The 22,285-nt window shown below is 62.5% G+C and carries 25 protein-coding genes; 9 read left to right on the top strand and 16 right to left on the bottom strand.

Features of this window, described 5'->3' with window-relative positions; all coding sequences use genetic code 11:
• Positions 1-19: 19 nt before the first annotated feature.
• Positions 20-1,366 (bottom strand): phosphate regulon sensor histidine kinase PhoR, encoded by a 1,347-nt coding sequence (phoR, locus tag HHL15_RS05845; protein ID WP_169144891.1) that lies wholly within the window; start codon positions 1,364-1,366, stop codon positions 20-22.
• Positions 1,367-1,369: 3 nt separating this feature from the next.
• Entirely contained in the window at positions 1,370-2,080 is a 711-nt protein-coding gene (phoB, locus tag HHL15_RS05840; RefSeq protein WP_169144890.1) for a phosphate regulon transcriptional regulator PhoB, read from the bottom strand.
• A 156-nt stretch (positions 2,081-2,236) separates the two neighbouring features.
• Here phoB and HHL15_RS05835 point away from each other — a divergent pair, with 156 nt between their 5' ends.
• Genes HHL15_RS05835 through HHL15_RS05825 form a run of 3 tightly spaced genes read left to right on the top strand, consistent with a single transcriptional unit; the run spans position 2,237 to position 4,043 of the window.
• A complete protein-coding gene (locus HHL15_RS05835) occupies positions 2,237-2,662 on the top strand; it encodes a gamma-butyrobetaine hydroxylase-like domain-containing protein (RefSeq protein WP_169144889.1) in 426 nt (141 codons plus the stop codon).
• 56 nt (positions 2,663-2,718) lie between these two features.
• Complete coding sequence (gene ubiE, locus HHL15_RS05830; protein ID WP_169144888.1) at positions 2,719-3,456, top strand: bifunctional demethylmenaquinone methyltransferase/2-methoxy-6-polyprenyl-1,4-benzoquinol methylase UbiE; 738 nt, start codon at positions 2,719-2,721, stop codon at positions 3,454-3,456.
• Positions 3,457-3,467: 11 nt separating this feature from the next.
• Entirely contained in the window at positions 3,468-4,043 is a 576-nt protein-coding gene (locus HHL15_RS05825) for a ubiquinone biosynthesis accessory factor UbiJ (protein ID WP_169144887.1), read from the top strand.
• A gap of 75 nt (positions 4,044-4,118) precedes the next feature.
• Here HHL15_RS05825 and HHL15_RS05820 read toward each other — a convergent pair whose 3' ends face one another.
• From HHL15_RS05820 to HHL15_RS05780, 9 genes are all read right to left on the bottom strand, one after another.
• Positions 4,119-4,544, bottom strand: a complete 426-nt coding sequence (locus HHL15_RS05820; RefSeq protein WP_169144886.1) for a F0F1 ATP synthase subunit epsilon — start codon at positions 4,542-4,544, stop codon at positions 4,119-4,121.
• A 61-nt stretch (positions 4,545-4,605) separates the two neighbouring features.
• On the bottom strand, positions 4,606-5,982 hold the full coding sequence (atpD, locus tag HHL15_RS05815) for a F0F1 ATP synthase subunit beta (RefSeq protein ID WP_169144885.1): 1,377 nt from the start codon (positions 5,980-5,982) through the stop codon (positions 4,606-4,608).
• Positions 5,983-6,009: 27 nt separating this feature from the next.
• Positions 6,010-6,879, bottom strand: a complete 870-nt coding sequence (atpG, locus tag HHL15_RS05810; RefSeq protein WP_169144884.1) for a F0F1 ATP synthase subunit gamma — start codon at positions 6,877-6,879, stop codon at positions 6,010-6,012.
• Between the two features lie 21 nt (positions 6,880-6,900).
• The gene (gene atpA / locus HHL15_RS05805; RefSeq protein ID WP_169144883.1) at positions 6,901-8,439 is read right to left on the bottom strand and encodes a F0F1 ATP synthase subunit alpha; all 1,539 of its coding nucleotides are present in this window, start codon (positions 8,437-8,439) and stop codon (positions 6,901-6,903) included.
• A gap of 11 nt (positions 8,440-8,450) precedes the next feature.
• Entirely contained in the window at positions 8,451-8,987 is a 537-nt protein-coding gene (locus HHL15_RS05800; protein ID WP_169144882.1) for a F0F1 ATP synthase subunit delta, read from the bottom strand.
• 3 nt (positions 8,988-8,990) lie between these two features.
• Complete coding sequence (locus HHL15_RS05795; RefSeq protein WP_169144881.1) at positions 8,991-9,464, bottom strand: F0F1 ATP synthase subunit B; 474 nt, start codon at positions 9,462-9,464, stop codon at positions 8,991-8,993.
• Between the two features lie 35 nt (positions 9,465-9,499).
• A complete protein-coding gene (gene atpE, locus HHL15_RS05790; protein WP_079434620.1) occupies positions 9,500-9,745 on the bottom strand; it encodes a F0F1 ATP synthase subunit C in 246 nt (81 codons plus the stop codon).
• Between the two features lie 69 nt (positions 9,746-9,814).
• Positions 9,815-10,651: a F0F1 ATP synthase subunit A gene (atpB, locus tag HHL15_RS05785; RefSeq protein WP_169144880.1), complete on the bottom strand. Its 837-nt coding sequence runs from the start codon at positions 10,649-10,651 to the stop codon at positions 9,815-9,817.
• Between the two features lie 2 nt (positions 10,652-10,653).
• A complete protein-coding gene (locus HHL15_RS05780; protein ID WP_169144879.1) occupies positions 10,654-10,995 on the bottom strand; it encodes an ATP synthase subunit I in 342 nt (113 codons plus the stop codon).
• A 176-nt stretch (positions 10,996-11,171) separates the two neighbouring features.
• Between HHL15_RS05780 and HHL15_RS05775 the strand changes: the two genes are divergently transcribed.
• Genes HHL15_RS05775 through HHL15_RS05750 form a run of 6 tightly spaced genes read left to right on the top strand, consistent with a single transcriptional unit; the run spans position 11,172 to position 18,143 of the window.
• Complete coding sequence (locus HHL15_RS05775; RefSeq protein ID WP_206198611.1) at positions 11,172-11,483, top strand: ArsR/SmtB family transcription factor; 312 nt, start codon at positions 11,172-11,174, stop codon at positions 11,481-11,483.
• 23 nt (positions 11,484-11,506) lie between these two features.
• On the top strand, positions 11,507-13,648 hold the full coding sequence (aas, locus tag HHL15_RS05770) for a bifunctional acyl-ACP--phospholipid O-acyltransferase/long-chain-fatty-acid--ACP ligase (protein WP_169144877.1): 2,142 nt from the start codon (positions 11,507-11,509) through the stop codon (positions 13,646-13,648).
• 17 nt (positions 13,649-13,665) lie between these two features.
• Entirely contained in the window at positions 13,666-14,499 is an 834-nt protein-coding gene (rhlP, locus tag HHL15_RS05765) for a rhombotarget lipoprotein (RefSeq protein ID WP_169144876.1), read from the top strand.
• Positions 14,489-15,037 carry a rhombosortase gene (gene rrtA, locus HHL15_RS05760; protein ID WP_169144875.1) on the top strand — a complete coding sequence of 183 codons (549 nt, stop codon included), beginning with the start codon at positions 14,489-14,491 and terminating at the stop codon, positions 15,035-15,037. Before rhlP ends, rrtA begins: the two co-directional genes overlap by 11 nt.
• Entirely contained in the window at positions 15,034-16,266 is a 1,233-nt protein-coding gene (locus HHL15_RS05755) for an amidohydrolase family protein (protein ID WP_169144874.1), read from the top strand. The genes rrtA and HHL15_RS05755 overlap by 4 nt, the downstream gene beginning before the upstream one ends.
• Positions 16,263-18,143: an MFS transporter gene (locus HHL15_RS05750; RefSeq protein ID WP_169144873.1), complete on the top strand. Its 1,881-nt coding sequence runs from the start codon at positions 16,263-16,265 to the stop codon at positions 18,141-18,143. The genes HHL15_RS05755 and HHL15_RS05750 overlap by 4 nt, the downstream gene beginning before the upstream one ends.
• 48 nt (positions 18,144-18,191) lie before the next feature.
• Here the strand turns inward: HHL15_RS05750 and HHL15_RS05745 are convergent, their stop codons facing one another.
• The 5 genes from HHL15_RS05745 to earP all read right to left on the bottom strand — a co-directional run bounded on the left by HHL15_RS05745 (position 18,192) and on the right by earP (position 21,940).
• The gene (locus HHL15_RS05745) at positions 18,192-18,905 is read right to left on the bottom strand and encodes a superoxide dismutase (protein ID WP_169144872.1); all 714 of its coding nucleotides are present in this window, start codon (positions 18,903-18,905) and stop codon (positions 18,192-18,194) included.
• Between the two features lie 110 nt (positions 18,906-19,015).
• Positions 19,016-19,561 (bottom strand): YaeQ family protein, encoded by a 546-nt coding sequence (locus tag HHL15_RS05740; RefSeq protein WP_169144871.1) that lies wholly within the window; start codon positions 19,559-19,561, stop codon positions 19,016-19,018.
• A gap of 67 nt (positions 19,562-19,628) precedes the next feature.
• Positions 19,629-19,988: a hypothetical protein gene (locus HHL15_RS05735; RefSeq protein WP_169144870.1), complete on the bottom strand. Its 360-nt coding sequence runs from the start codon at positions 19,986-19,988 to the stop codon at positions 19,629-19,631.
• A 179-nt stretch (positions 19,989-20,167) separates the two neighbouring features.
• On the bottom strand, positions 20,168-20,728 hold the full coding sequence (efp, locus tag HHL15_RS05730; RefSeq protein ID WP_169144869.1) for an elongation factor P: 561 nt from the start codon (positions 20,726-20,728) through the stop codon (positions 20,168-20,170).
• A gap of 57 nt (positions 20,729-20,785) precedes the next feature.
• The gene (earP, locus tag HHL15_RS05725; protein ID WP_169144868.1) at positions 20,786-21,940 is read right to left on the bottom strand and encodes an elongation factor P maturation arginine rhamnosyltransferase EarP; all 1,155 of its coding nucleotides are present in this window, start codon (positions 21,938-21,940) and stop codon (positions 20,786-20,788) included.
• Between the last annotated feature and the right edge of the window lie 345 nt (positions 21,941-22,285).

Raw genomic sequence — 22,285 nt, 5'->3', positions numbered from 1 at the left:
CCGGCAATCGTCCCTTCGCTCAGGCCACCAGGCGCCGGGCCGGAAAGCAAGCCGTAAAGGTGCTCCCACGGCCCGGTTCGCTGTCGATCAGCAAGTCACCCTGGTGGCGGCTCAGCACATGCTTGACGATGGCCAGTCCCAGCCCAGTCCCACCGGTTTCGCGGGAGCGCCCGCGGTCCACCCGGTAGAAGCGTTCGGTCAGGCGGGGAATGTGCTCCGGTGCAATCCCGATGCCGTCGTCCTTGACGGCGTACTCAACCACCGAACCCCGCTGACGCCAGCTGATCTGGATACGCCCTCCCTCGGGTGTGTAGCGCACCGCATTGATCGCCAGGTTGGCCATGGCGCTGTAGAGCTCCTTGGCATTGCCGAGCAGCCGTGCGTGGGTAGCACAGTCGAGATCGATGCGATGGCGGCCGGCGGAGACCACCCGCGCCTCCTGCAGGACTTCTTTCAGCAAGGACGCGACGTCCACGGCCTCCTCCTGGAGGATGGGGGCATCAGACTCCAGGGCGGATAGCGTCAGCAGGTCCTGGATCAGGCGCTGCATGCGTCCTGCCTGCTCATGGGCCAGGCCGAGATAATGGGAGATGTCGTCCTTCTCCAGATCATCCAGCCCGTCGATGACGGTTTCGAGGAAGCCCGCGACCACGGTAAGAGGCGTGCGCATCTCGTGGGAGACATTGGCGACAAAGTCCCGCCGCATGGTCTGCAGGCGTTCGCCCTGGGTAATGTCCTCCGACATCAGCAGCAGCATGTCTTCGCTGAAGGGCACGACGTGCACCATCAGGGTCCGGCCGATGGGCCGACCCATGCTCAGGGTCAGCGGCTTGTCGTAACGGCCCTCCTGGAGGTAGCGCACGAAGTCCGGCTGGCGGACGATGTTGGTGATCGGCGTTCCCTGATCCCGCGCCCGATCCAGCCCGAAATGCTGCTCCCCCTGGTGATTGACCCACTCGATCGAATGGGTGTCGGACAGGAACAGCAAACCATGGGGCATGGCCTGGCTGGCTTCGCGGAAGCGCTCGAGGGCGGTCGAGAGATGCTGCTGGCGCCGGTTGGCGCTGCGCACCCGGCTGTTCATCTCCGCAAAGACGTAATTCCACAGGCCGATGGCCCGAGGGGTGGGCACGGCGTTGTCCACCGGCGTGCGCAACCAGCGGACAAGCTTGTAGATGTTGGCAAAGTGATGGGCACCCAGCAGTATGGATGCCGCCGCAAAGGCCAGCAGCGCTTCCTGCGGCCCCCAGGCCGCCCACACCACCAGGGCGGCAAGCACCATCACGAACAGCGACAGGACAGCCGCGACAATGATGTAACGGATCGACCGTATGACCGGTACTCCTTCGACTGACTGGACTGTCATCGATTATCGCACGGGGGCCGGGGATTCCTGCTGGGTCGAGAAGCGGTAGCCGCTGCCACGCACAGTCTGCACGAGGTTGTCGTGGTTGCTCGGTTCGAGGGCGCAGCGCAGGCGACGGATGTGCACATCGACAGTGCGCTCCTCGACGAATACGTGGTCGCCCCACACCTGATCAAGCAGCTGGGCACGGGAATGGACCCGCTCAGGGTGGGTCATCAGGAAATGCAGCAGGCGGAATTCGGTGGGGCCCAGGGTCACCGGCACACCGGCAGCCGCCAGGCGGTGGGTGGAGGGATCAAGCCGCAGACCGCCCAGTTCCACCGGATCCTCGGTGGTTTCCGGCGCACGGCGGCGCAGCACGGCCTTGATGCGGGCCACCAGCTCGCGCGGCGAAAACGGCTTGGTGATGTAGTCATCGGCGCCAGCCTCGAGGCCGGAGACCTTGTCCTGCTCCTCGCCGCGGGCGGTGAGCATGATAAGCGGAATGCCCCGGGTGCGTTCTTCCGCGCGCAGGCGGCGGGCGAATTCGACACCGGACATGCCTGGCAGCATCCAGTCCAGCAGGACCAGGTCTGGCAGGGCATCGCGCACGATGCGTTGGGCCGTCTCGGCGTCGGATGCCCGCACCACATGGTGCCCGGCCCGCATGAGATTGGCGGCGATCAGTTCCTGAATGGCGGGCTCGTCTTCGACGAGGAGGATGGTGGCGGGCATGAAAACCTCAAGGAATGCTGGCAACCAGGCCAGTGTATTGCAGCAAGTTGAAGTTTTGATGACAGGTCACAGGTCTGCAATGCCTGCCCGGTATCGGGAAGCCGGGCCGCCTTCGAGTATCATTCGGGCTCGCGCAATCAGAATACGGAGCGATCCATGGCAGGCCTTCGCAAGGACGATCCCGTCCCCACCGAGATCAAGCTGCACAAACTGTCACGCCTCATGGAGGTGAGTTTCGACGACGGCAAGCGCTTTGAATACAGCTTCGAGTTCCTGCGGGTGTATTCCCCGTCCGCCGAAGTCCGAGGCCATGGCCCGGGCCAGGAAGTGCTGCAGTTGGGCAAGCGTGACGTGGATATCGTCCGGGTCGAACCGGTAGGCAATTACGCGATCCGCCCGGTGTTTTCGGACGGGCACGACAGCGGCCTGTATTCCTGGGATTACCTCTACGAGATCGGCGAGACCCGCGACGATCTGTGGCAGACCTATCTGCTGCGCCTCGCCGAAGCAGGGGGCAGCCGCGATCCCGCCGATCAGCCCGCTCCCGTACCCAAGGGCGGTGGCTGCGGCCATCACCACTGATTTCCTGCCGACGCCCCGCCGGGCCGGCCAACCGATATCGATCCCGCAAGCAGATCATGAACGACAAGACCACCCATTTCGGCTTCCAGAAGGTCGCCGAGTCCGAAAAGGCCAGCAAGGTTCGCGGCGTGTTCTCGTCCGTCGCCAGCAGCTACGACGTGATGAACGACCTCATGTCCTTCGGCCTGCACCGCCTCTGGAAGGCCTTCACCGTGCAGATAGCCGGAGTACGCGCCGGCGACCGGGTGCTTGACGTGGCCGGTGGCACCGCCGACCTGTCCCTCGCCTTCGCCAAGAAGGTCGGGCCGAGCGGCCAAGTATGGCTGACCGATATCAACCACGCGATGCTGTCACGCGGTCGTGACCGGGTGGTGGACAAGGGCTTCCTGCTTCCGGTGGCCCAGTGCGATGCCGAGAAGCTGCCCTTCCCCGACAATCACTTCGATTGCGTGACCGTCGCTTTCGGGCTGCGCAACATGACCCACAAGGACCAGGCCATCGCAGAAATGCGGCGTGTGCTGAAACCCGGTGGCCGTCTGCTTGTGCTGGAATTCTCCAAGGTCTGGAAGCCCCTTGCCCCGGCTTACGATTTCTATTCCTTCAAGCTGCTGCCCATGATGGGCGAGAAAGTTGCCAGGGATGCCGACAGTTATCGTTACCTGGCCGAGAGCATCCGCATGCATCCCGATCAGGAGTCCCTCAAGACCCTGATGGAAGAGGCAGGACTGAGCCGCGTCGAGTATTTCAACATGACCGCAGGCGTCGTCGCCCTGCACCGCGGCTACAAACTCTGAACGGCGCCGTCATGCTTTCCTCACCCGTGATCAACGGCCTGAATCACCTGCTGCAGGATGCCCCCTGGGCCCGCGAGCGCCTGATGCCCTTCGCCGGGCGGAGCGCCTGCGTGGTGCTCAAGCCCGTCGAGATCAGCCTGGGCATCGACGCGGCGGGTTATTTCACCGAGTCTGCCACCGACGATCCCGACGTATCCCTGGAATTGCCGATCGGCAGCCTACCCAAGCTGGTCGGCGGCGCCGATGCGCTGATGTCCGACATCCGCATCAGTGGCAACGCCGACCTCGCCGACGCCCTCGGCTTCGTGCTGCGCAAGCTGCGCTGGGATGGCGAGGAAGCCCTGTCGCGCCTGACCGGCGACATCGTCGCCCACCGGGCCGTAGCCACGGCGAGGAACGTGATCGGCTGGCAGCGCCAGACGGCCCGCAACGTGATCGATAACCTGGCCGAGTATTTCAGCGAGGAACAGCCGGTTCTCGTGAAAAAGACGCTCCTGGAAGATCTTGGTGGCGAAGCTGCCGCCCTGCGGGATGATATCGCCCGCCTCGACAAGCGCCTGAAAAAACTGGAATCGGCAAAGCGCTGAAGCGGAGTCCGGTAAACGACAAAAGGGCAGACCGTATGGTCTGCCCTTTTTGTCTTGCTACCGCGACTGTCTTGCTCAGTGGCCGCGCTTCTTCAGCTTGTTGATCGCTGCGATCTGCGCAAGCGCCGATGCCAGCTCGGACTGGGCTTTTGCATATTCCAGGGCAGAACCCTGGTTACGCATGGCTTCCTCCGCGATACGCTTGGCGTCGAGTGCCTTGGCCTCGTCCAGATCCTTGCCACGGATAGCGGTATCCGCCAGAACCGTCACCAGGTTGGGCTGAACTTCCAGCAGGCCACCGGCCACGAAGACGAGTTCTTCTTCGGGCTGGTTCTGGACCTTGACGCGCACGGCACCCGGCTTGATCCGGGTCATCAGCGGCATGTGGCCGGGCAGGATACCCAGCTCACCGGCTTCGCCGGGGAGCGCCACAAACTCGGCCAAGCCGGAGAAGATCTGCTCTTCTGCGCTGACGATGTCGACGTGAATAGTCATTGCCATAGCTATTTCCTCCTCAAACCGGCGGGCCCGCTAGAGCGCCGCCGGGCGATGGTCGCATTGATCAGAGGGTCTTCGCTTTTTCGAAGACTTCTTCGATCGGGCCGACCATGTAGAAGGCCTGCTCGGGCAGGTGGTCCACTTCACCGCTGAGAATCGTCTTGAAGCCCTTGATCGTTTCCTTCAGGGGGACGTACTTGCCGGGGGAACCGGTAAACACTTCCGCCACGAAGAACGGCTGGGACAGGAAACGCTGGATCTTACGAGCACGGGACACCAGAAGCTTGTCTTCCGGAGCCAGTTCGTCCATACCCAGAATCGCGATGATGTCGCGCAGTTCCTTGTAACGCTGAAGGGTCTGCTGAACGCCGCGAGCGGTGTTGTAGTGCTCTTCGCCAACCACCAGCGGATCGAGCTGACGGGACGTGGAGTCGAGCGGATCGACCGCGGGGTAAATACCCAGCGAGGCGATGTCACGGGACAGCACGACGGTCGAGTCGAGGTGGAGGAAGGTGGTCGCCGGGGACGGGTCGGTCAAGTCATCCGCAGGCACATACACGGCCTGGATGGAGGTGATCGAGCCCACCTTGGTGGAGGTGATACGCTCCTGCAGACGGCCCATTTCTTCGGCCAGCGTCGGCTGGTAACCCACCGCAGAAGGCATACGGCCCAGCAGCGCGGACACTTCGGTACCGGCCAGGGTGTAGCGGTAGATGTTATCCACGAAGAACAGGATGTCCCGGCCTTCGTCACGGAAACGCTCGGCCATGGTCAGACCGGTCAGCGCCACGCGCAGACGGTTGCCCGGGGGTTCGTTCATCTGACCGAACACCATCGCAACCTTGTCGAGAACGTTGGAGTCCTTCATTTCGTGGTAGAAGTCGTTCCCTTCACGGGTACGCTCGCCCACGCCGGCGAACACCGACAGACCGCTGTGCTGCTTGGCGATGTTGTTGATGAGCTCCATCATGTTCACGGTCTTGCCCACACCGGCACCACCGAACAGACCCACCTTGCCGCCCTTTGCGAACGGACAGATCAGGTCGATAACCTTGATGCCGGTTTCGAGCAGATCCACGGAGGGAGAGAGCTCGTCGAACTTCGGAGCCTTCTGGTGAATGGTCCGGCGCTCGTCACACTGGATCGGGCCGGCTTCGTCGATCGGGCGACCCAGCACGTCCATGATGCGGCCCAGGGTGCCATGGCCCACCGGCACGGAAATACCCTTGCCGGTGTTCGAAACCTGCATGCCACGACGCAGGCCGTCCGAAGACCCCAGCGCAATGGTACGCACAACGCCATCACCGAGCTGTTGCTGAACTTCGAGAACCAGTTCAGAACCTGCCAACTCGAGGGCGTCGTAAATCTTGGGCATCGCGTCGCGCGGGAACTGCACATCCACCACGGCGCCGATGCATTGAACGATCGTTCCTTGACTCATCGTCGTTTCCCCAAACTTGTTAAACCGTTACACCGCGGCTGCGCCGCCGACAATTTCGGACAGTTCCTTCGTGATCGCGGCCTGACGGGTCTTGTTGTAGACCAGTTGCAATTCGCCGATCACGCTCCCTGCATTGTCGGAGGCTGCCTTCATCGCCACCATCCGGGCACTCTGTTCGGACGCCATGTTCTCGGCGACGGCCTGGTACACCAGCGCTTCGACATAGCGCACCAGGAGTTCGTCGATCACCACCTGCGCATCCGGCTCATAGAGGTAGTCCCAGTTCCCTTCCGGGGTACCGAGACGCTCGCCGGTCAGCGGGAGAAGCTGCTCAAGCTGGGGTTCCTGCTTCATCGTGTTGATGAAGCGGGAATAAACAATGTGCACTTCATCCAGCTCACCATTCTGGAAAGCATCGATCATGACCTTGACGGGCCCGATCAGCTTTTCCAGATGGGGGGTATCCCCGAGCTGGGTAACGTGAGAAACCACCTTGGCACCAAGGCGCTGCATGAAACCCAGCCCCTTGTTGCCAATGGCGGTCACGCGGATGTCGGAGACACCCTTGCTTTCCCATTCCTTGAGCGTGTTCAACCCGACACGCAGAGTGTTGGTGTTGAGGCCGCCGCACAGACCCTTGTCGGTCGTGACGACGATCAGCCCCACACGCTTGGCATTGTCCTTCTTGATGAGGAACGGATGCTTGTAGTCGGTGATGTTGGCTGCAGACAGATTCGCGGCGAGACGGCGGATCTTCTCGGCATAGGGACGGGCTGCACGCATGCGTTCCTGCGCCTTGCGCATTTTGGACGCTGCGACCATCTCCATGGCCTTGGTGATCTTTTTAGTGTTCTGGACACTCTTGATCTTGTTACGGATCTCTTTGCCGCTAGCCATATTGCTCTCCGTATGCCCGCGTTAAGCCCAGCTCTTCTTGAACTCTTCGATGACGGCGGCGAGTTGCTTGTTGCCTTCGGCGTCGAGGTCCTTGGTCGATTCGATCTTGGCAACCAGATCGGCAGCCTTGGTCTTCACGTACTGGTGCATCGCGGCTTCGCAAGCGAGGGCACGCTTGACATCGACATCGTCGAAAGCGCCCTTCTCGACAGCGAACAGAGTGATCGCCATTTCGGAAACCTTGAGCGGCGCGTACTGCTGCTGCTTCATCAGTTCCGTCACGAGACGACCGCGCTCGAGCTGCTTGCGGGTGGCTTCGTCCAGGTCGGAAGCGAACTGCGCAAAGGCAGCCAGCTCACGGTACTGGGCAAGGGCCAGACGCACACCGCCGCCGAGCTTCTTGATGATCTTGGTCTGGGCAGCACCACCCACGCGGGACACCGAGATACCCGCGTTGATGGCGGGACGGATACCAGCGTTGAAGAGGTCGGTTTCCAGGAAGATCTGGCCGTCGGTAATCGAGATCACGTTGGTCGGAACGAACGCGGACACGTCGCCGGCCTGGGTTTCGATCACGGGGAGAGCGGTCAGCGAACCGGTCTTGCCCTTGACTTCACCCTTGGTGTATTGCTCGACGTACTCCTCGGACACGCGGGCTGCGCGCTCAAGCAGACGGGAGTGCAGGTAGAACACGTCGCCGGGGTAGGCTTCACGGCCGGGAGGACGACGCAGCAGCAGGGAAACCTGACGGTAGGCCCAGGCTTGCTTGGTCAGATCGTCATAGACGATCAGGGCATCTTGACCGCGGTCGCGGAAGTATTCGCCCATGGTGCAACCAGAGTACGGAGCGATGTACTGCATCGCGGCGGACTCGGAAGCGGTAGCAGCGACGACGATGGTGTATTCCATCGCGCCATGCTCTTCGAGCTTGCGCACCACGTTGGCAATGGTCGAAGCCTTCTGACCGATCGCAACGTAGATACAGATCATGTTTTCGCCCTTTTGGTTGATGATCGCATCAACCGCAACGGCAGTCTTACCGGTCTGACGGTCGCCGATGATCAGCTCGCGCTGACCACGACCGACGGGCACCATGGCATCGACGGACTTCAGACCGGTCTGCACCGGCTGGGACACCGACTTACGCCAGATCACGCCCGGAGCGACCTTTTCGATCGGCTCGGAGAGCTTGGCGTTGATCGGACCCTTGCCGTCGATCGGCTGGCCCAGGGAGTTGACAACGCGGCCGATCAGCTCGGGGCCGACCGGGACTTCCAGAATGCGGCCCGTGCACTTGACGGTGTCGCCTTCGGAAATGCCTTCGTACTCACCCAGCACCACGGAGCCGACAGAGTCGCGCTCGAGGTTCATTGCGAGGCCGAACACGTTGCCGGGGAATTCCAGCATTTCGCCCTGCATGGCATCGGAGAGGCCGTGAATACGGCAGATACCGTCGGTCACTGAAACCACGGTACCCTCGGTGCGGGCATTCGCGGACAGCTGCAGGTTCTGAATCCGACTCTTGATCAGGTCACTGATTTCAGAGGGGTTGAGTTGCATAGCTTATGCTCCTAGTTCTTTAGCGCGGCGGCCATGTTCGCGAGCTTGCCGCGGACCGAGGCGTCGATGACTTCATCCCCAACGGCGATCTTGACCCCACCAATCAGTTCGGGGTCGACGCTGACGGTGACGTTGAGCTTGGCCTTGAAGCGGGCTTCAAGGTCGCCAACGAGTGTCTTCAGCGTGGAATCGTCCATCGGGAAGGCGGAGGCGATATTGGCCTCCTTGACGCCTTCATGTTCGTTCTTGAGGGCAACGAACAGGTCACGGATCTCGGGAAGCACTTGCAGACGCTCGTTCTCGACCAGGACGCGGACATAGTTCTGCTGTTCGGCAGAAAGTCCGGTCCCGGCGACATCGAGGAAAAGCCCGGCCAGCTGTTGCGGCGCGAGCTTGGGATCGGTGATGCAATCCCTCATTTGCGAATCGGTGGCGACAGCGGCCAGCCGATCAAGTGCTTCCGACCAAGGCCCCAGCGCATTGCCCGCGGAAGCGAGCTGAAATGCCGCTTCAGCATAGGGGCGTGCGATGGTGACGTTCTCGGCCATGGCTTATTGAAGTTCCTGTTTCAGGTTGGCCAGCAGGTCGGCATGGGCCTGAGCGTTGATTTCCTTGCGGAGAATCTTCTCGGCACCGGCGACAGCGAGTTGGGCGACCTGATCGCGCAGGGCTTCCTTGGCACGTTGGGCTGCGACGCCGGCTTCGGCTTCAGCGGCTTCACGGGCCTGGGCAATGATACGGGCGGCTTCGGCGCGCGCTTCATCGAGGAACACTGCAGCCTGCTTTTCAGCAGAGGCACGCACGTCCGTAGCGGACTCGCGGGCCTTGCGCAGTTCTTCGACGACCTTCTTCTCGGCATGCGCGAGATCACTCTTCGCCTTGTCCGCAGCCGCCAGCCCGTCGGCGATCTTCTTCGCACGCTCGTCGAGTGCCTTCACAATGGGGGGCCACACGAACTTCATCGTGACCCACGCCAGAATGAAGAACACAACGAGCTGGGCTACCAGGGTTGCGTTCAGATTCACGGTAATCTTCCTTTAGTCAGGTTGAACCGCGAAACTCAGATCTTGAACGGGTTGGCGAACGCAAACATCATGGCGATACCGACACCGATCAGGAAGGCAGCGTCGATCAGACCGGCCAGCAGGAACATCTTGGTCTGCAGGGCGTTCATCAGCTCGGGTTGGCGAGCGGAAGCTTCCAGGTACTTGCTACCCATGATGCCAATACCGATACAGGCACCGATAGCACCCAGACCAATGATCAGACCGGCGGCCAGAGCAACAAAACCAAGAACGTGTTCCATGACTACTCCTTTAGTTGAGATGATTTAAATTGAAACTTGAAACCGAAACAGACTGCTTGAAACTGAAACTTAGTGGCTCTCGTGGGCCTGACCGATATACACCAGGGTCAGCATCATGAAGATGAAGGCCTGCAGGGCGACGATCAGGATGTGGAACACGGCCCAGATGGAACCGGCAACCACATGGCCGAGGAAACCGAAGACGGTGGCGGTACCGCCCATCAGGGCGATCAGCATGAAGACCAGCTCGCCAGCATACATGTTGCCGAACAACCGCATGCCGTGGGACACGGTCTTGGCGAGGAACTCGATCATCTGCATCAGGAAGTTGATCGGGTACAGCAGCGGGTGGGAACCGAAGGGGGCGGTGAAGAGTTCATGCACCCAGCCACCGAAGCCCTTGATCTTGATGTTGTAGTAAATACAGATGAGCAGTACGCCGATGGACATGCCCAGGGTGCCGTTCAGGTCGGCGGTCGGCACGACGCGGAGGTAGGCGTGCTCGTCACCAGAAATCAGGGCCCAGATCTTGGGCAGCAGATCAACCGGCAGGAAGTCCATGGAGTTCATCAGGAAGATCCAGAAGAACACGGTCAGAGCCACGGGAGCCACGAACTTGCGGGACTCGGCGCTATGCACGATGCCCTTGGCCTGGTCGGCGACCATTTCGACGAGGATCTCGATGGCGGCCTGGAAACGCCCCGGCACGCCGGAGGTGGCGGCGCCTGCAGCCTTGATCAGGATCAGCAGCGTGACGATGCCGAGGCCGACCGAAAAGAACAGGGTGTCGAGGTTCCACACGCTCCAGTCGATGATCGCGCTTTGAGCGTGACCGGTGGAGTTGAAGTGGGTCAGGTGGTGGACGATGTATTCGCCCGCGGTAGGGCCGTGCGCTTCTGTACTCATGGTCAGGTCTTCACCAAAAATGCAAACAAATTCGCCTTAAGCGCCACGACCAACCCGATGAACAACGTCAACCAATGGACGTCTGGATACACGAGTTGAACGGTCGCCAACAATCCTACGGTTGACGCGATCTTGAAAAACTCGCCAACAAAAAACTCAAGCGGGTACGACGCGGCCGATCGCTTGGAAACCAAACTCAGGCGCAGGGCGAAAAACAAATTGGGAAGAACACAGGCTGCGCCTCCCAACGCCGCCGACAACGCACCGCGCGTCCCTAAAATCAATCCGGCAATCAATGCTGCCAGTATTGTCGCGCCTATCTGCAGGAATACCGCTTTTAACATTGGCTCTCTGCGTGGCACGTCGGGTAGTGCGCCGTCCGCCGTACGAAAAACATGTGGATGGTAGGGGTTAACCGCATGAAAGTCAATCATTGTCGCGGTGCAACACCAGGATTTCCGGGCATTTCGGGATGTGCTCCAACTTGACACATACAACGAACATGTCGATGATTATCGACATGAACAAAGACTACTCGCGAACGATTCCGACAGCCTGGCGCGACATCTCCGCTATTTTCGCGGCTCTCGGCGATGAACACCGGCAACGCATCCTGCTGAGTTTCGAGCCTGGCGAGCGACTCAACGTGGGCCAGATCGCGGAGGTGTCCACCCTGGCCCGCTCCACAGTGTCACACCACCTCAAGGTCCTGCGTGAGGCCGGGGTGCTGATTTCCGAACGGGAAGGAAAGGAAATTTATTTCCGGGTCAATAAAACCTTCCTCGAGACATCCTTCGGCCGGGTCACCAGTTATTTGGCGGCTTATCTCTGATCTCCTGTTTCTTTCACACATTTATGCGAACCCTGCTCAAGGCGCTTCTGCGCATCGTGACCCGCCTGCTGTTCCGTGTGCGCCTGAAGGGGCAGACACCTTCCGACGGTGAGCGGCTGCTGATCATCGCCAATCACGAGTCCTTTCTGGATGGTCTTCTGCTCGGCCTTTTCCTGCCTCTCGACCCGGTGTTTGTCGTGCATACCGGCGTGGCGGCCAACCCAGCCTTCCGGCTGCTGCTGTGCTTGGTCGATTACCTGGCGGTGGACCCGACCAGCCCGATGGCCATGAAGAAGGTGATCCGCCTGCTCGAAGCCGGCCGGCCGGTGGTGATCTTTCCGGAGGGCCGCATCACCACCACCGGCAGCCTGATGAAGACCTACGAGGGGCCGGCCTTCGTGGCCGCCAAGACCGGAGCCACGGTTCTCCCGGTCCGCATCGATGGTGCCGCGCGCACCTATTTCTCCCGCCTGGCCTCCCACGTGCCGCGACGCCTGTTCCCGAAGATCAGCCTGTCCATCCTGGAGCCGACCCGGATTCCGATGCCCGAGGCCCCCACCGCGCGCCAGCGCCGCCGCCTGGCGGGCGAAGGCATGCGCCGCGTGATGCAGGAGATGATCTTTGCCACCCGGCCGGAGCAGACACTGTTCGGTGCCCTCCTCGAAGCCTCTGCGATTCAGGGCAGCGGACATCGCCTGGTGGAGGATCTCAAGCAGATCGAGTACAGCTATCGCGACCTGACCCGCATGGCCCTGGCACTTGGTCGCCTGGCCGCCCGCGAGAGCAGTCCGGGCGAGAAGGTCGGCCTGTTGCTGCCCAACCTGGCGCCAACCCTGGGATTGCTCTTCGGCCTGTCGGCCCATGGCCGCGTCGCCGCCATGCTCAACTACACGGCTGGCGTCGACAGCATGCAGTCGGCCTGCACCGCTGCGCAGATCCGCACCATCATCACCTCCCGCGCCTTCGTCGACCAGGCCAAGCTCGGCGACAAGCTGGCTGCGCTGCGCGACGTCCGCATCCTCCACCTGGAAGATCTGCGCGAGCAGATCGGCCTGGGTGACAAGCTGTGGCTGCTGCTGTGGGCCTCGCCGTTTCCCCGCCTCGCCCTGCCCGCCAGCGCCTCCCCGGAAGATCCGGCGGTGGTGTTGTTCACATCCGGATCGGAAGGCAAGCCCAAGGGCGTCGTGCTGTCCCATCGCGCCCTGCTCGCCAATGTGGCGCAGATCCGTGCCGTGGTGGATTTCTCCATCGACGACAAGATCCTCAACGCCCTGCCCCTGTTCCACTCCTTCGGCCTCACCGCCGGCGGCCTGCTGCCGGTCCTCACCGGTGCCCGGGTCTTCCTCTACCCGTCTCCGCTCCACTACCGGGTCATCCCGGAGGTGGCCTATGACCGCAACTGCACCGTCTTGCTGGGGACCAGCACCTTCCTTGGCAACTACGCCAAGTTCGCCCATCCCTACGACTTCTACCGGCTGCGCTACGTGATCGCCGGGGCCGAGAAGCTGGCCGCACCGGTACGCGACCTGTGGTTCGAGAAGTTCGGCATCCGTATTTTTGAAGGCTACGGCGCCACCGAGACCGCGCCCGTGCTGGCGGTGAACACCCGCATGGCCTTCCGCAGCGGCACAGTGGGGCAGTTCCTGCCCGGCATCGAGTCGCGCCTGATCCCGGTCCCCGGTATTCCGGATGGCGGCATGCTGCACGTGAAGGGCCCCAACCTGATGTCCGGCTACCTGCGTTTCGAAAACCCCGGCGTCCTGCAGCCCCCCGTCTCCCCCGCTGGCGAAGGCTGGTACGAAACCGGCGACGTCGTGGAGATCGACGCCGAGGGCTTCGTCAAGATCGTCGGCCGGGTCAAGCGCTTCGCCAAGGTGGCCGGCGAGATGGTGTCGCTGGAATCCGTCGAGAAGCTGGCCGCCGCCGCCTCGCCGGGCGCCGCCCACGCGGCCTCCACCCAGGCGGACCCGACCCGTGGCGAAGCGATCCTGCTGTTCACCACGGATCCGAAGCTCAGTCGCGAACAGCTGCAAACCGCAGCACGCGATGGAGGTTGGCCGGAAATTGCAGTACCGCGACGACTCATCCTGGTAGAAACGCTGCCGCTGCTCGGCACCGGCAAGATCGACTACGTCACCCTCAAACAATGGGCCGAACAGGCCTGACAGCCGGAGCACCTCCCATGAACGGCAAGATGATCACGACTCTCCTGCTCGCCACCCTCGTTCTGAGCGGCTGCGCCACCTGGTTCGACAGGGGCGGGCAGATTCACCGCGGCTCGGTGGTCGACTACCTTTACCCGAAGGGTGAGCAACCCACGCTGACGCCAACCGTGCCCGAGCTGCGCCTGCCCCTGCGCGTCGGCATCGCCTTCGTACCGGGCAACAACACCCTCGGAGAACTGCCCGAAACCGAAAGGGAGCTGTTGCTGAAGCGGGTGCGGGACGCTTTCGCCAACCGGCCATACATCGCCGCCATCGAAGTCATCCCCAGCACCTACCTGCGCCCGCGGGGCGGCTTCGACAACCTGCAGCAGGCCGCCCGCATGTTCAATGTGGATGTGGTCGCCCTGCTCTCCTACGACCAGGTCCAGTTCAGTGACAGCAACCGCCTGTCCATCTTCTACTGGACCATCGTCGGCGGGTATTTCATCAACGGCAGCCAATATGACGTCAACACCCTGGTCGATGCTGCGGTCTTCGACATGACGACCCGCAGCCTGCTGTTCCGCGCGCCGGGCACCAGCCAGATCAAGGGCAGCTCGCCGCTGGTGAAGTTTGCCGAAGCATCGCGGGAAGCGCGCGGCGAGGGCTACCGGCAGGCCGTCGATGACCTGATTCCCAGGCTCAATACTCAGCTGGAAGCCTTCCGGGTCCGGGTGAAGGAAGAGAAGGTCGCCCGTATCGTCGAGAAACCGGGCTACAACCGGGGCAGCGGTAGTGTCGACCTGGCTACCCTGGGCCTGCTCGGGACGCTTGCCGCGCTGGCCATGCTCAAGAAGCGCCATGCCGGTTGAACGCATGCTGCTGGCAACACTGGTCGTGCTCCTTGCCGCGGCCAACCTGCTCCCTGGCGAAGCGATGGAGTGGAACCGCGAGGCCTTCGGTGAGGGGCAGTGGTGGCGCTTGTGGACCGGGCAGTTCTGCCATTGGTCGGCGCTCCATCTGGCCGGCAACCTGGCAGCAGTTGGCGCAATTGCCCTGATCACCGGAAGACGGATCCAGCGCTGGCTGAGCGCCCTGCCGCTGCTCGCGCCCCTCCTGTCGCTCTTCCTGCTGGCAGCAGCTCCGGCCCTGACGCATTACCGGGGCCTCTCCGGACTGGTCGGTGCCCTGATCGTCGGCGCAGCGCTCGAAGGTGGTGCCATCGGCCGGCTGCTGGGTCTGGCCTACCTGGCCAAGCTGGGCTTCGATGCCATGCGCGGAGGCAGCTCGCCCTTGCTGCCGGAAGGCATCTCCACCACCTGGCAGGCCCACCTGGGCGGCATCCTGCTGGGCATCGCCACCGCGGCGGCCCTCCGCTACCGGCGTGCCGGGAGGCTATCCGGATCATGAACCGGCGCCGCTTCCTGGCCGGGGCTGCCAGCCTTGCGCTCGCCACCGCCGGCGGCCAGGCCCTGGCCCGGCGCAATCTGTGGAATCCCTGCCGTGCCTCCCTGCCGCCCCCGATCGCCAGCCATGATCTGATCCGGTCCGCCTGGGAAGGTCTCGATCCGGCCCAGGTCTGGGATTGTCATGCCCATCTGGCCGGCCTGGGTGACGGCGGCAGCGGCATCACGATCAACCCGCGCATGCTGAGCCCGCTGCATCCGGCCGAGTATTTCCAGCGGCTCTTTTACCTAAACGCCGGCTGCGCCCACGAAGCACCGGGCAAGGTAGACCAGAGCTACGTCGAGCGCCTGCACAACCTGGCAGACGGCATGCAGGGCGGCTTCAAGCTGCTGCTCTTTGCCTTCGAGCGCACCCACGACGGCGACGGTCGTCCCCGCCCGGACCTCACCGCCTTTCATGTACCCGACGACTACGCGCGCAATCTGGCCCGCGCCCATCCGACCTTCTTCGAATGGGCCTGCTCGATCCACCCCTGGCGGGAAGACTGCGTGGATGCCCTGGAGGCAGCGGTCCGCGACGGCGCCCGGGCGGTCAAATGGCTGCCGCCGGCTATGGGAATCGATCCGGCATCCCCCCGGTGCGACCGCTTCTATGCCGCTCTGGCCCGACTTGATCTGCCTCTGATCACCCATGCCGGTGAAGAGAAGGCCGTGCATGGGGCCGGGCGTCCCGAATGGGGCAACCCCCTGCGTCTGCGCCGGGCCCTCGACCAGGGTGTGCGGGTGGTGGTGGCCCATTGCGCCAGCCTGGGCCAGGACCAGGACGAAGATGCCGGCCGGCAGGGCAGGAAGGTCCCGAGCTTCAGCCTGTTCGCGCGTCTGATGTCAGAGCGCCGCCATGAAGGGAAGCTGTTCGGGGATATCTCGGCCATCACCCTGCGCAACCGCGAGATATCCACCCTGCGGACCTTGATCCAGCGGGACGACTGGCATTCCCGTCTGCTCTTCGGCACGGACTATCCCCTGCCCGGCATCCTGCCCCTGATCTCACCACGGCAACTGGTCCGCGAAGGGCTGCTGGCGCCTGCCGCCGTACCGGTGCTGGAAACTCTCCGCGAGCATAATCCGCTGCTCTTCGACTTCGTACTCAAGCGCCATCTGCGCGCGGGCCCGGCACGCTTTGCCGACCGGGTCTTCGAAACCCGCCCCTTCTTTGATCGGACGCCTGCATGAGCTCCCAATTCCATCTTCTCGGCGAACGGCGCTTCCGGCCATTCTTCCTGACCCAGTTCCTGGGTGCCTTCAACGACAACCTGTTCAAGAACGCACTGGTCGTGCTGCTGACCTTCCAGACCGCCAGCTGGACCACTCTCTCACCAGCCCTGCTCTCCAACCTGGCCGCGGGCATCTTCATCCTGCCCTTCTTCCTCTTCTCAGCCAGTGCCGGGCAGCTTGCCGACAAGTACGACAAGGCCCGGCTGACCCGCCTGGTGAAAGTGCTGGAGATGGCCATCATGCTGGTCGCGCTGGCCGGCTTCCTGCTGCACAGCCTGACCGTGCTGTTCAGCGCCCTGTTCCTGCTGGGTTGTCATTCGACGCTGTTCGGACCTGTGAAGTACGCGCTGCTGCCCCAGCACCTGCACGAGGAAGAACTGGTCGGCGGCAATGCCCTGGTGGAGGCCGGCACCTTTGTCGCCATCCTGATCGGCACCCTGGTGGGCGGCCTGCTCGCCGGCCTCGACAACGGCGATGTGTGGATCGCCGGCGGAGGCCTGATCGTCGCAGTGGTCGGCTACCTCACCAGCCGCGGCATTCCGCCAGCACCTGCGCCCGCCCCCGACTTGCGGATCAATCCCAATCCCTTCACCGAAACCTGGCGCAACATCGGTTTCGCCCGACAGAACCAGACGGTGTTCCTGGCCATCATGGGCATCTCCTGGTTCTGGCTCTACGGCGCCCTCTTCCTGGCCCAGTTTCCGGCCTATGCAAAAGGCGTTCTGGGCGGTGGGGAAGGTACCGTCACCCTGCTCCTGGCCACCTTCACGATCGGTATCGGGCTGGGCTCCCTGTTGTGCGAAAAACTGTCCGGCGGCCACGTCGAGATCGGTCTGGTGCCCTTTGGCTCCATCGGCCTCACCCTCTTCGGACTGGACCTGGCCTTTGCCTCACCAGCGGTGCTGCCGCCAGGTGCGCCGCTGGCCATTGGTGAGGTCCTGACACAACCCGGCATGCTGCGGGTATTACTGGCACTCATGATGTTGGGCGTGTTCGGCGGCTTTTTCATCGTGCCCCTCTACGCCATGCTGCAGAGCCGCTCCGCGCCGGCCCAGCGGGCACGCATCATCGCAGCCAACAACATCCTCAACGCGCTGTTCATGGTGGCTGGCGCCCTGGCCGCGGGCAGCCTGCTCGGCGCAGGGCTGTCGATCCCGGTGTTGTTCGGCGTGGCGGCGATCATGAATGCCGCCGTGGCGATCTACATCTACAAGCTGGTACCGGAATTCCTGCTGCGCTTCATCATCTGGCTGCTGGTCCACACGGTATACCGCCTGCGTACGGAAGGCCTCCAGCACATCCCCGAAGAGGGGCCTGCCGTGATCGTGTGCAACCACGTGAGCTTCGTGGATGCCCTGGTGATTGCCGCCGCCAGCCGTCGTCCGATCCGTTTCGTGATGGATCACCGCATCTTCCGCTGGCCGGTACTGTCCTTCGTGTTCCGCCACAGCCGGGCGATTCCGATCGCGCCGGCCAAGGAAGATCCGGCCATGATGGAATCCGCCTTCGCGGAAGTATCGCAAGCCCTGGCGGCCGGCGAACTCATAGGTCTGTTCCCTGAAGGCAGGATCACCGGCGATGGGGAACTGTGCCCTTTCCGTCCGGGCATCACCCGCATTCTCCAGGCCAACCCGGTACCGGTGGTCCCGATGGCTCTGCGCGGATTGTGGGGCAGCATGTTCTCGCGCAAGGATGGTCCTGTGCTCAGCCGGCCGCTGCGACGCGGCCTGTTCAGCCGTATCGAACTGGTGGCGGGTGAAGCCCAGGCTCCGGAAACGGTCAGCCTCCCATCACTCCAGCTCCAGGTGGCAGAGCTGCGGGGCGACTGGCGTTAGGCTGGCCCCGCCAGGACCAGCCAGCAGGAAGGTGACGAACAGACAGGCTCAGCCCAGGTTCTTCAGGGCGAATTCCCAGTTGATCAGCTTGTCGAGTAACGCATTTACGTAATCGGCGCGGCGATTCTGGTAGTCGAGGTAATAGGCGTGTTCCCACACGTCAATGGTCAGGAGCGGCTTGAGACCGGCGGCCGGCAAATCGGCATTGCCGGTCTTGACCACCTTGAGCTTGTCACCATCGGCCACCAGCCAGGCCCAACCGCTGCCGAACTGCCCCAGGGCCGCGGTGGCCAGTTCCTTCTTGAGCGCATCGACGCTGCCAAAAGATGCCTCGATCTTCTGCTTCAGCGCCACAGGCGGCTCGCCACCGCCGTTGGGACGCAGGCTGTTCCAGTAGAAGGTGTGATTCCAGATCTGCGCCGCGTTGTTGAAGATGGCGGTCTTGTCGGCCTTGCCGGTCACCGCGGCAACGATCTTCTCGAGAGGCAGATCGGCCAGGTCGGAGCCGGCCAGCAGGCGGTTGAGGTTATCCACATAGCCCTTGTGGTGCTTTCCGTAGTGGAAACCGATGGTGTTGGCCGAGATGACCGGCGCCAGGGCACTGTCAGCATAAGGCAGCGGCGGCAACAGAATCGGGCTGGCGGCGCTTGCCGGGCGGGCCAGGCCGCCGAGGGAAGTCGCGGCGATCAGGCCAAGGGAAGCACCCAGAAAGTGGCGACGATCGACACCGGACGAAACGTTGGCGTGTTGGGGAAGCTTCATGCGGACTCTCCTGTATCAGGTTCGCTGGATCCGGCCATCGGAGTGATGATCGGGCCGCCCATTATTAGCCAGTCCGGCACGCTTTTGTCATCAAGTGTGTCGCAACAACCTCAAACTGCTGGATGAAGGCTGCCGGGCGTCAGGCTCAATACCGTTTCTCCAGCGGAAAACCAGATCTGCCCGTCCTGGATGGTGCAGGTCAGCGACATGTTCCTGGATGCCAGGGCCGCCAGGGCACGTGACTCGTCCTGGGGCAGGGTGAGCACCCGCAGGTTGGACAGCTTGCCCAAGGTGGCAACGTCCTTCTGCCACCACAGATCCACCGTGCGGCCGCCATAGGCCAACACGATCACCTCATCGGCCCGGCCAGCAGCCCGGCGCAGCAATCGTTCGTCCGGCAGCCCCACTTCAATCCACTGGAGGATCCGCCCCGTATCGTCCTTGCGCCACAAGGCTGGTTCATCATCGGTCGAAATGCCACGCCCGAACTCCAGGCGCTCATCGGCATTGAGGGCAAAGGCCAGGACCCGCACCATCATCCGCTCGTCGGTTTCCGAGGGGTGGCGGGCGAGGGTCAGGATGTGTTCGCCGAAATATCCCCGATCGAGGTCGGAAACAGTGAGCGTGGCTCGGAAGATGGTGGATTTGAGGGCCATGATGGATCGGAGACAGTAAACAAAAAACCGGGCCAGAGGCCCGGTCACGCAACAGGCTGGCCGGATTTTACTTGCCGACGGCAGCCTTGGCCTTGTCGGCCGCTTCCTTGGTGGCATCCGCGGTCGCGGCGACGGCTTCCTTGCCCGCTTCCTTGGCGGCACCGGCGGCATCCTTCGCGGCGGCCACGGCATCCTTGGCAGCTTCCTTGGTCGCATCAACCGCGTCCTTACCGGCTTCCTTCACGGCACCTGCCGCATCCTTGGTTGCTTCGGCGGCCTGCTTGGCAGCCTCTTCAGCCTTGACAGCGGCCTCCTTGGCGGCATCGACCACCGGCGCGGGAGCCTGTGCAGGCGCCTCTTCCTTCTTGGAGCAAGCGTTCAGGCCAAGGGCGATCAGGGCAGCAAGAGCGAGGGCACGGGTATTCATATGAAATTCTCCTGGGTTGGATCAAAAGGGGATCCGGAATCGGACAGGTAACGGACCCGGTATGGATTCGAATTCACTAACGCACGGAAAATTAACGCAGAATCAGGTCAGGAGGATGACTGGCGCCACAAAATGAAACAAGGTCCCTCAGGACCTTGTTGTCATTTTGCCACGGGGAATCACTTCACCCGGTTGCGGTACTCGTCGGTACGGGTGTCGATTTCGATCTTGTCACCGATTTCGACAAAGGCCGGCACCGCCAGCTCGTAGCCGCTGGGAGCGATGCGGGCAGGCTTCAGCACCTTGCCCGAAGTGTCGCCCTTGACGGCGGGCTCGGTGTATTCCACTTCACGCACCACGGTGGTGGGCAGTTCCACGGAGATGGCCTTGCCGTTGTAGAACACCACTTCACAGGGCATGCCGTCCACCAGGTACTTCAGCGCGTCGGTCATGTTCTCGGCTTCCACTTCGTACTGTTCGTACTCGGCGTCCATGAACACGTACATCGGATCAGCAAAGTAGGAGAAGGTCACTTCCTTGCGGTCGAGCACCACAATTTCGAACTTGTCGTCCGCCTTGTACACCGACTCGGACGGCGCGCCGGTGAGCAGGTTCTTGAGCTTCATCTTGACGACGGCGGCGTTGCGGCCGGACTTGTTGTACTCGGCCTTCTGAACCACGAGGGCGTCGCTGCCCACCATGATCACGTTGCCGGAGCGGAGTTCCATTGCGGTTTTCATGCTGTTTCCTGCTTGCTGAAGATTGCGCGGCACGGGCCACGGTAAATAGGTAACTTATTATTCTATCTCAACTTTACAGAAACGCACCAGATTCGCAGCGAGGTCGCCTGTTTCCTGCAGGCAGGCCGACCAGGCAGGTCCGTGAAGCTTGAGCAGCGGCAGGCAAGCCGCGAAGGACGGCCAGGCGGCGGCCACGCCTTCACCCCGGTTCCAGGCCAGCCAGAAATCCCTAAGGGCGAGTTCCACCGCCGGTTCGACGCCATCCAGGTAGCGCGTGATGAAGGCCTGCAGTTTCACCAAATGGGCGTCCTCCTCCTGCGCGTAGATGTGCCACACGAAGGGCAGCTCGGCCCACTGGGCCCGCACAAAGGAGTCCTCCCCGCGCACGAAATTCAGGTCACAAGCCCACAGCAGCTCGTCGTAGCCGGTCTGTTCGACAAAAGGCAGGACACAGACCGTCAACGCCTCGTGCAGGATCTTGTCGCCCGCGCGCAAGCCGCTCAGCCCAAGATGGGCCGCCAATCCAGGCAGGACCCGCCCTTCCGGCACCAGGCAACAGACCGGCAAAGGCGACTTGCTCCACAGCTCGAGCAACTCGGGCAGGGCCGGATTCTCGTAGGTGAACAGGGACACCATGCGCTCCCCGGGCTGTTCCGGAGGCAGCTCCAGGGCCTGCCTGAAGGCCTCCCTGGAAAACGCCCGGCGCCGGGCGGCGTAGTCGGCCTCCCGCAACAAGCCACCGGTCCGGGCGTCCAGCCCCGGAAAGAAGAAGTGCTGGACCAGGGGCAGACGGGGGTGCGGCGAAGGCAGGCGGTGGCAGCCGGCGACCCAGTCTTCAGCGCTCAGATACTCCAGGTTGATCCAGGCCGGACGCGGCGAACGCTGGGCCATCGCCTCCAGGAAGGATTCGGGCAGGGATGCGGCAAAAGCCGCGATGACCACCGCCCCCACCGGTGCATCGGGGAACGTACTGGTCCACGCCCGGATATCCACACCACGCACGGTCTGCCCGTCCAGGCTTGGGTCGAGGGAAGGAATCAGGCGCCGCGCGCTGCTCAGGTCATCGATCCACAGGCGGACGGCGATTCCGTGTTCGGTGACGAGCTGGCGGGCCAGACGCCAGCACACACCGACATCGCCGTAGTTATCCACCACCGGACAAAAGATGTCCCAGTGGTCCTCGGGAGCACGGAGAAGAGCGGAAGGATCCAAATCTGGGGACAAACCTTGGGAAGGACACCAGTCAAATTGTGCACAAAGCCCATGGCGGGTGCGCGGCCAAATTTCCTCAACAATCGACCCACACGACAACAAGGGCTTCGCCTACAGGCTTATCAACGCCGCAACAAACTGAAAAAACTGAATTTTTTGTAGTTTTCCACAGAAACGGGCCGAGCATTATTGTTAACAGTACTTATATATATCTAAAAACTGTAAACAACTTATGCCCAGACCTTTTCGAACAGGAAAGGCCGACTGCAGTACAAAACCGGTTCTTCACACTCCTGGATCGATCAACAGGACTCCGCTTCATCCAGGTCCTGATGTATTCGACTC

This window comes from Zoogloea dura, from assembly GCF_012927165.1.
GTDB lineage: Bacteria > Pseudomonadota > Gammaproteobacteria > Burkholderiales > Rhodocyclaceae > Zoogloea > Zoogloea dura.
The sequence above is the reverse complement of the archived record's forward strand: the minus strand, read 5'-3'. Positions and strand labels throughout refer to the sequence as shown.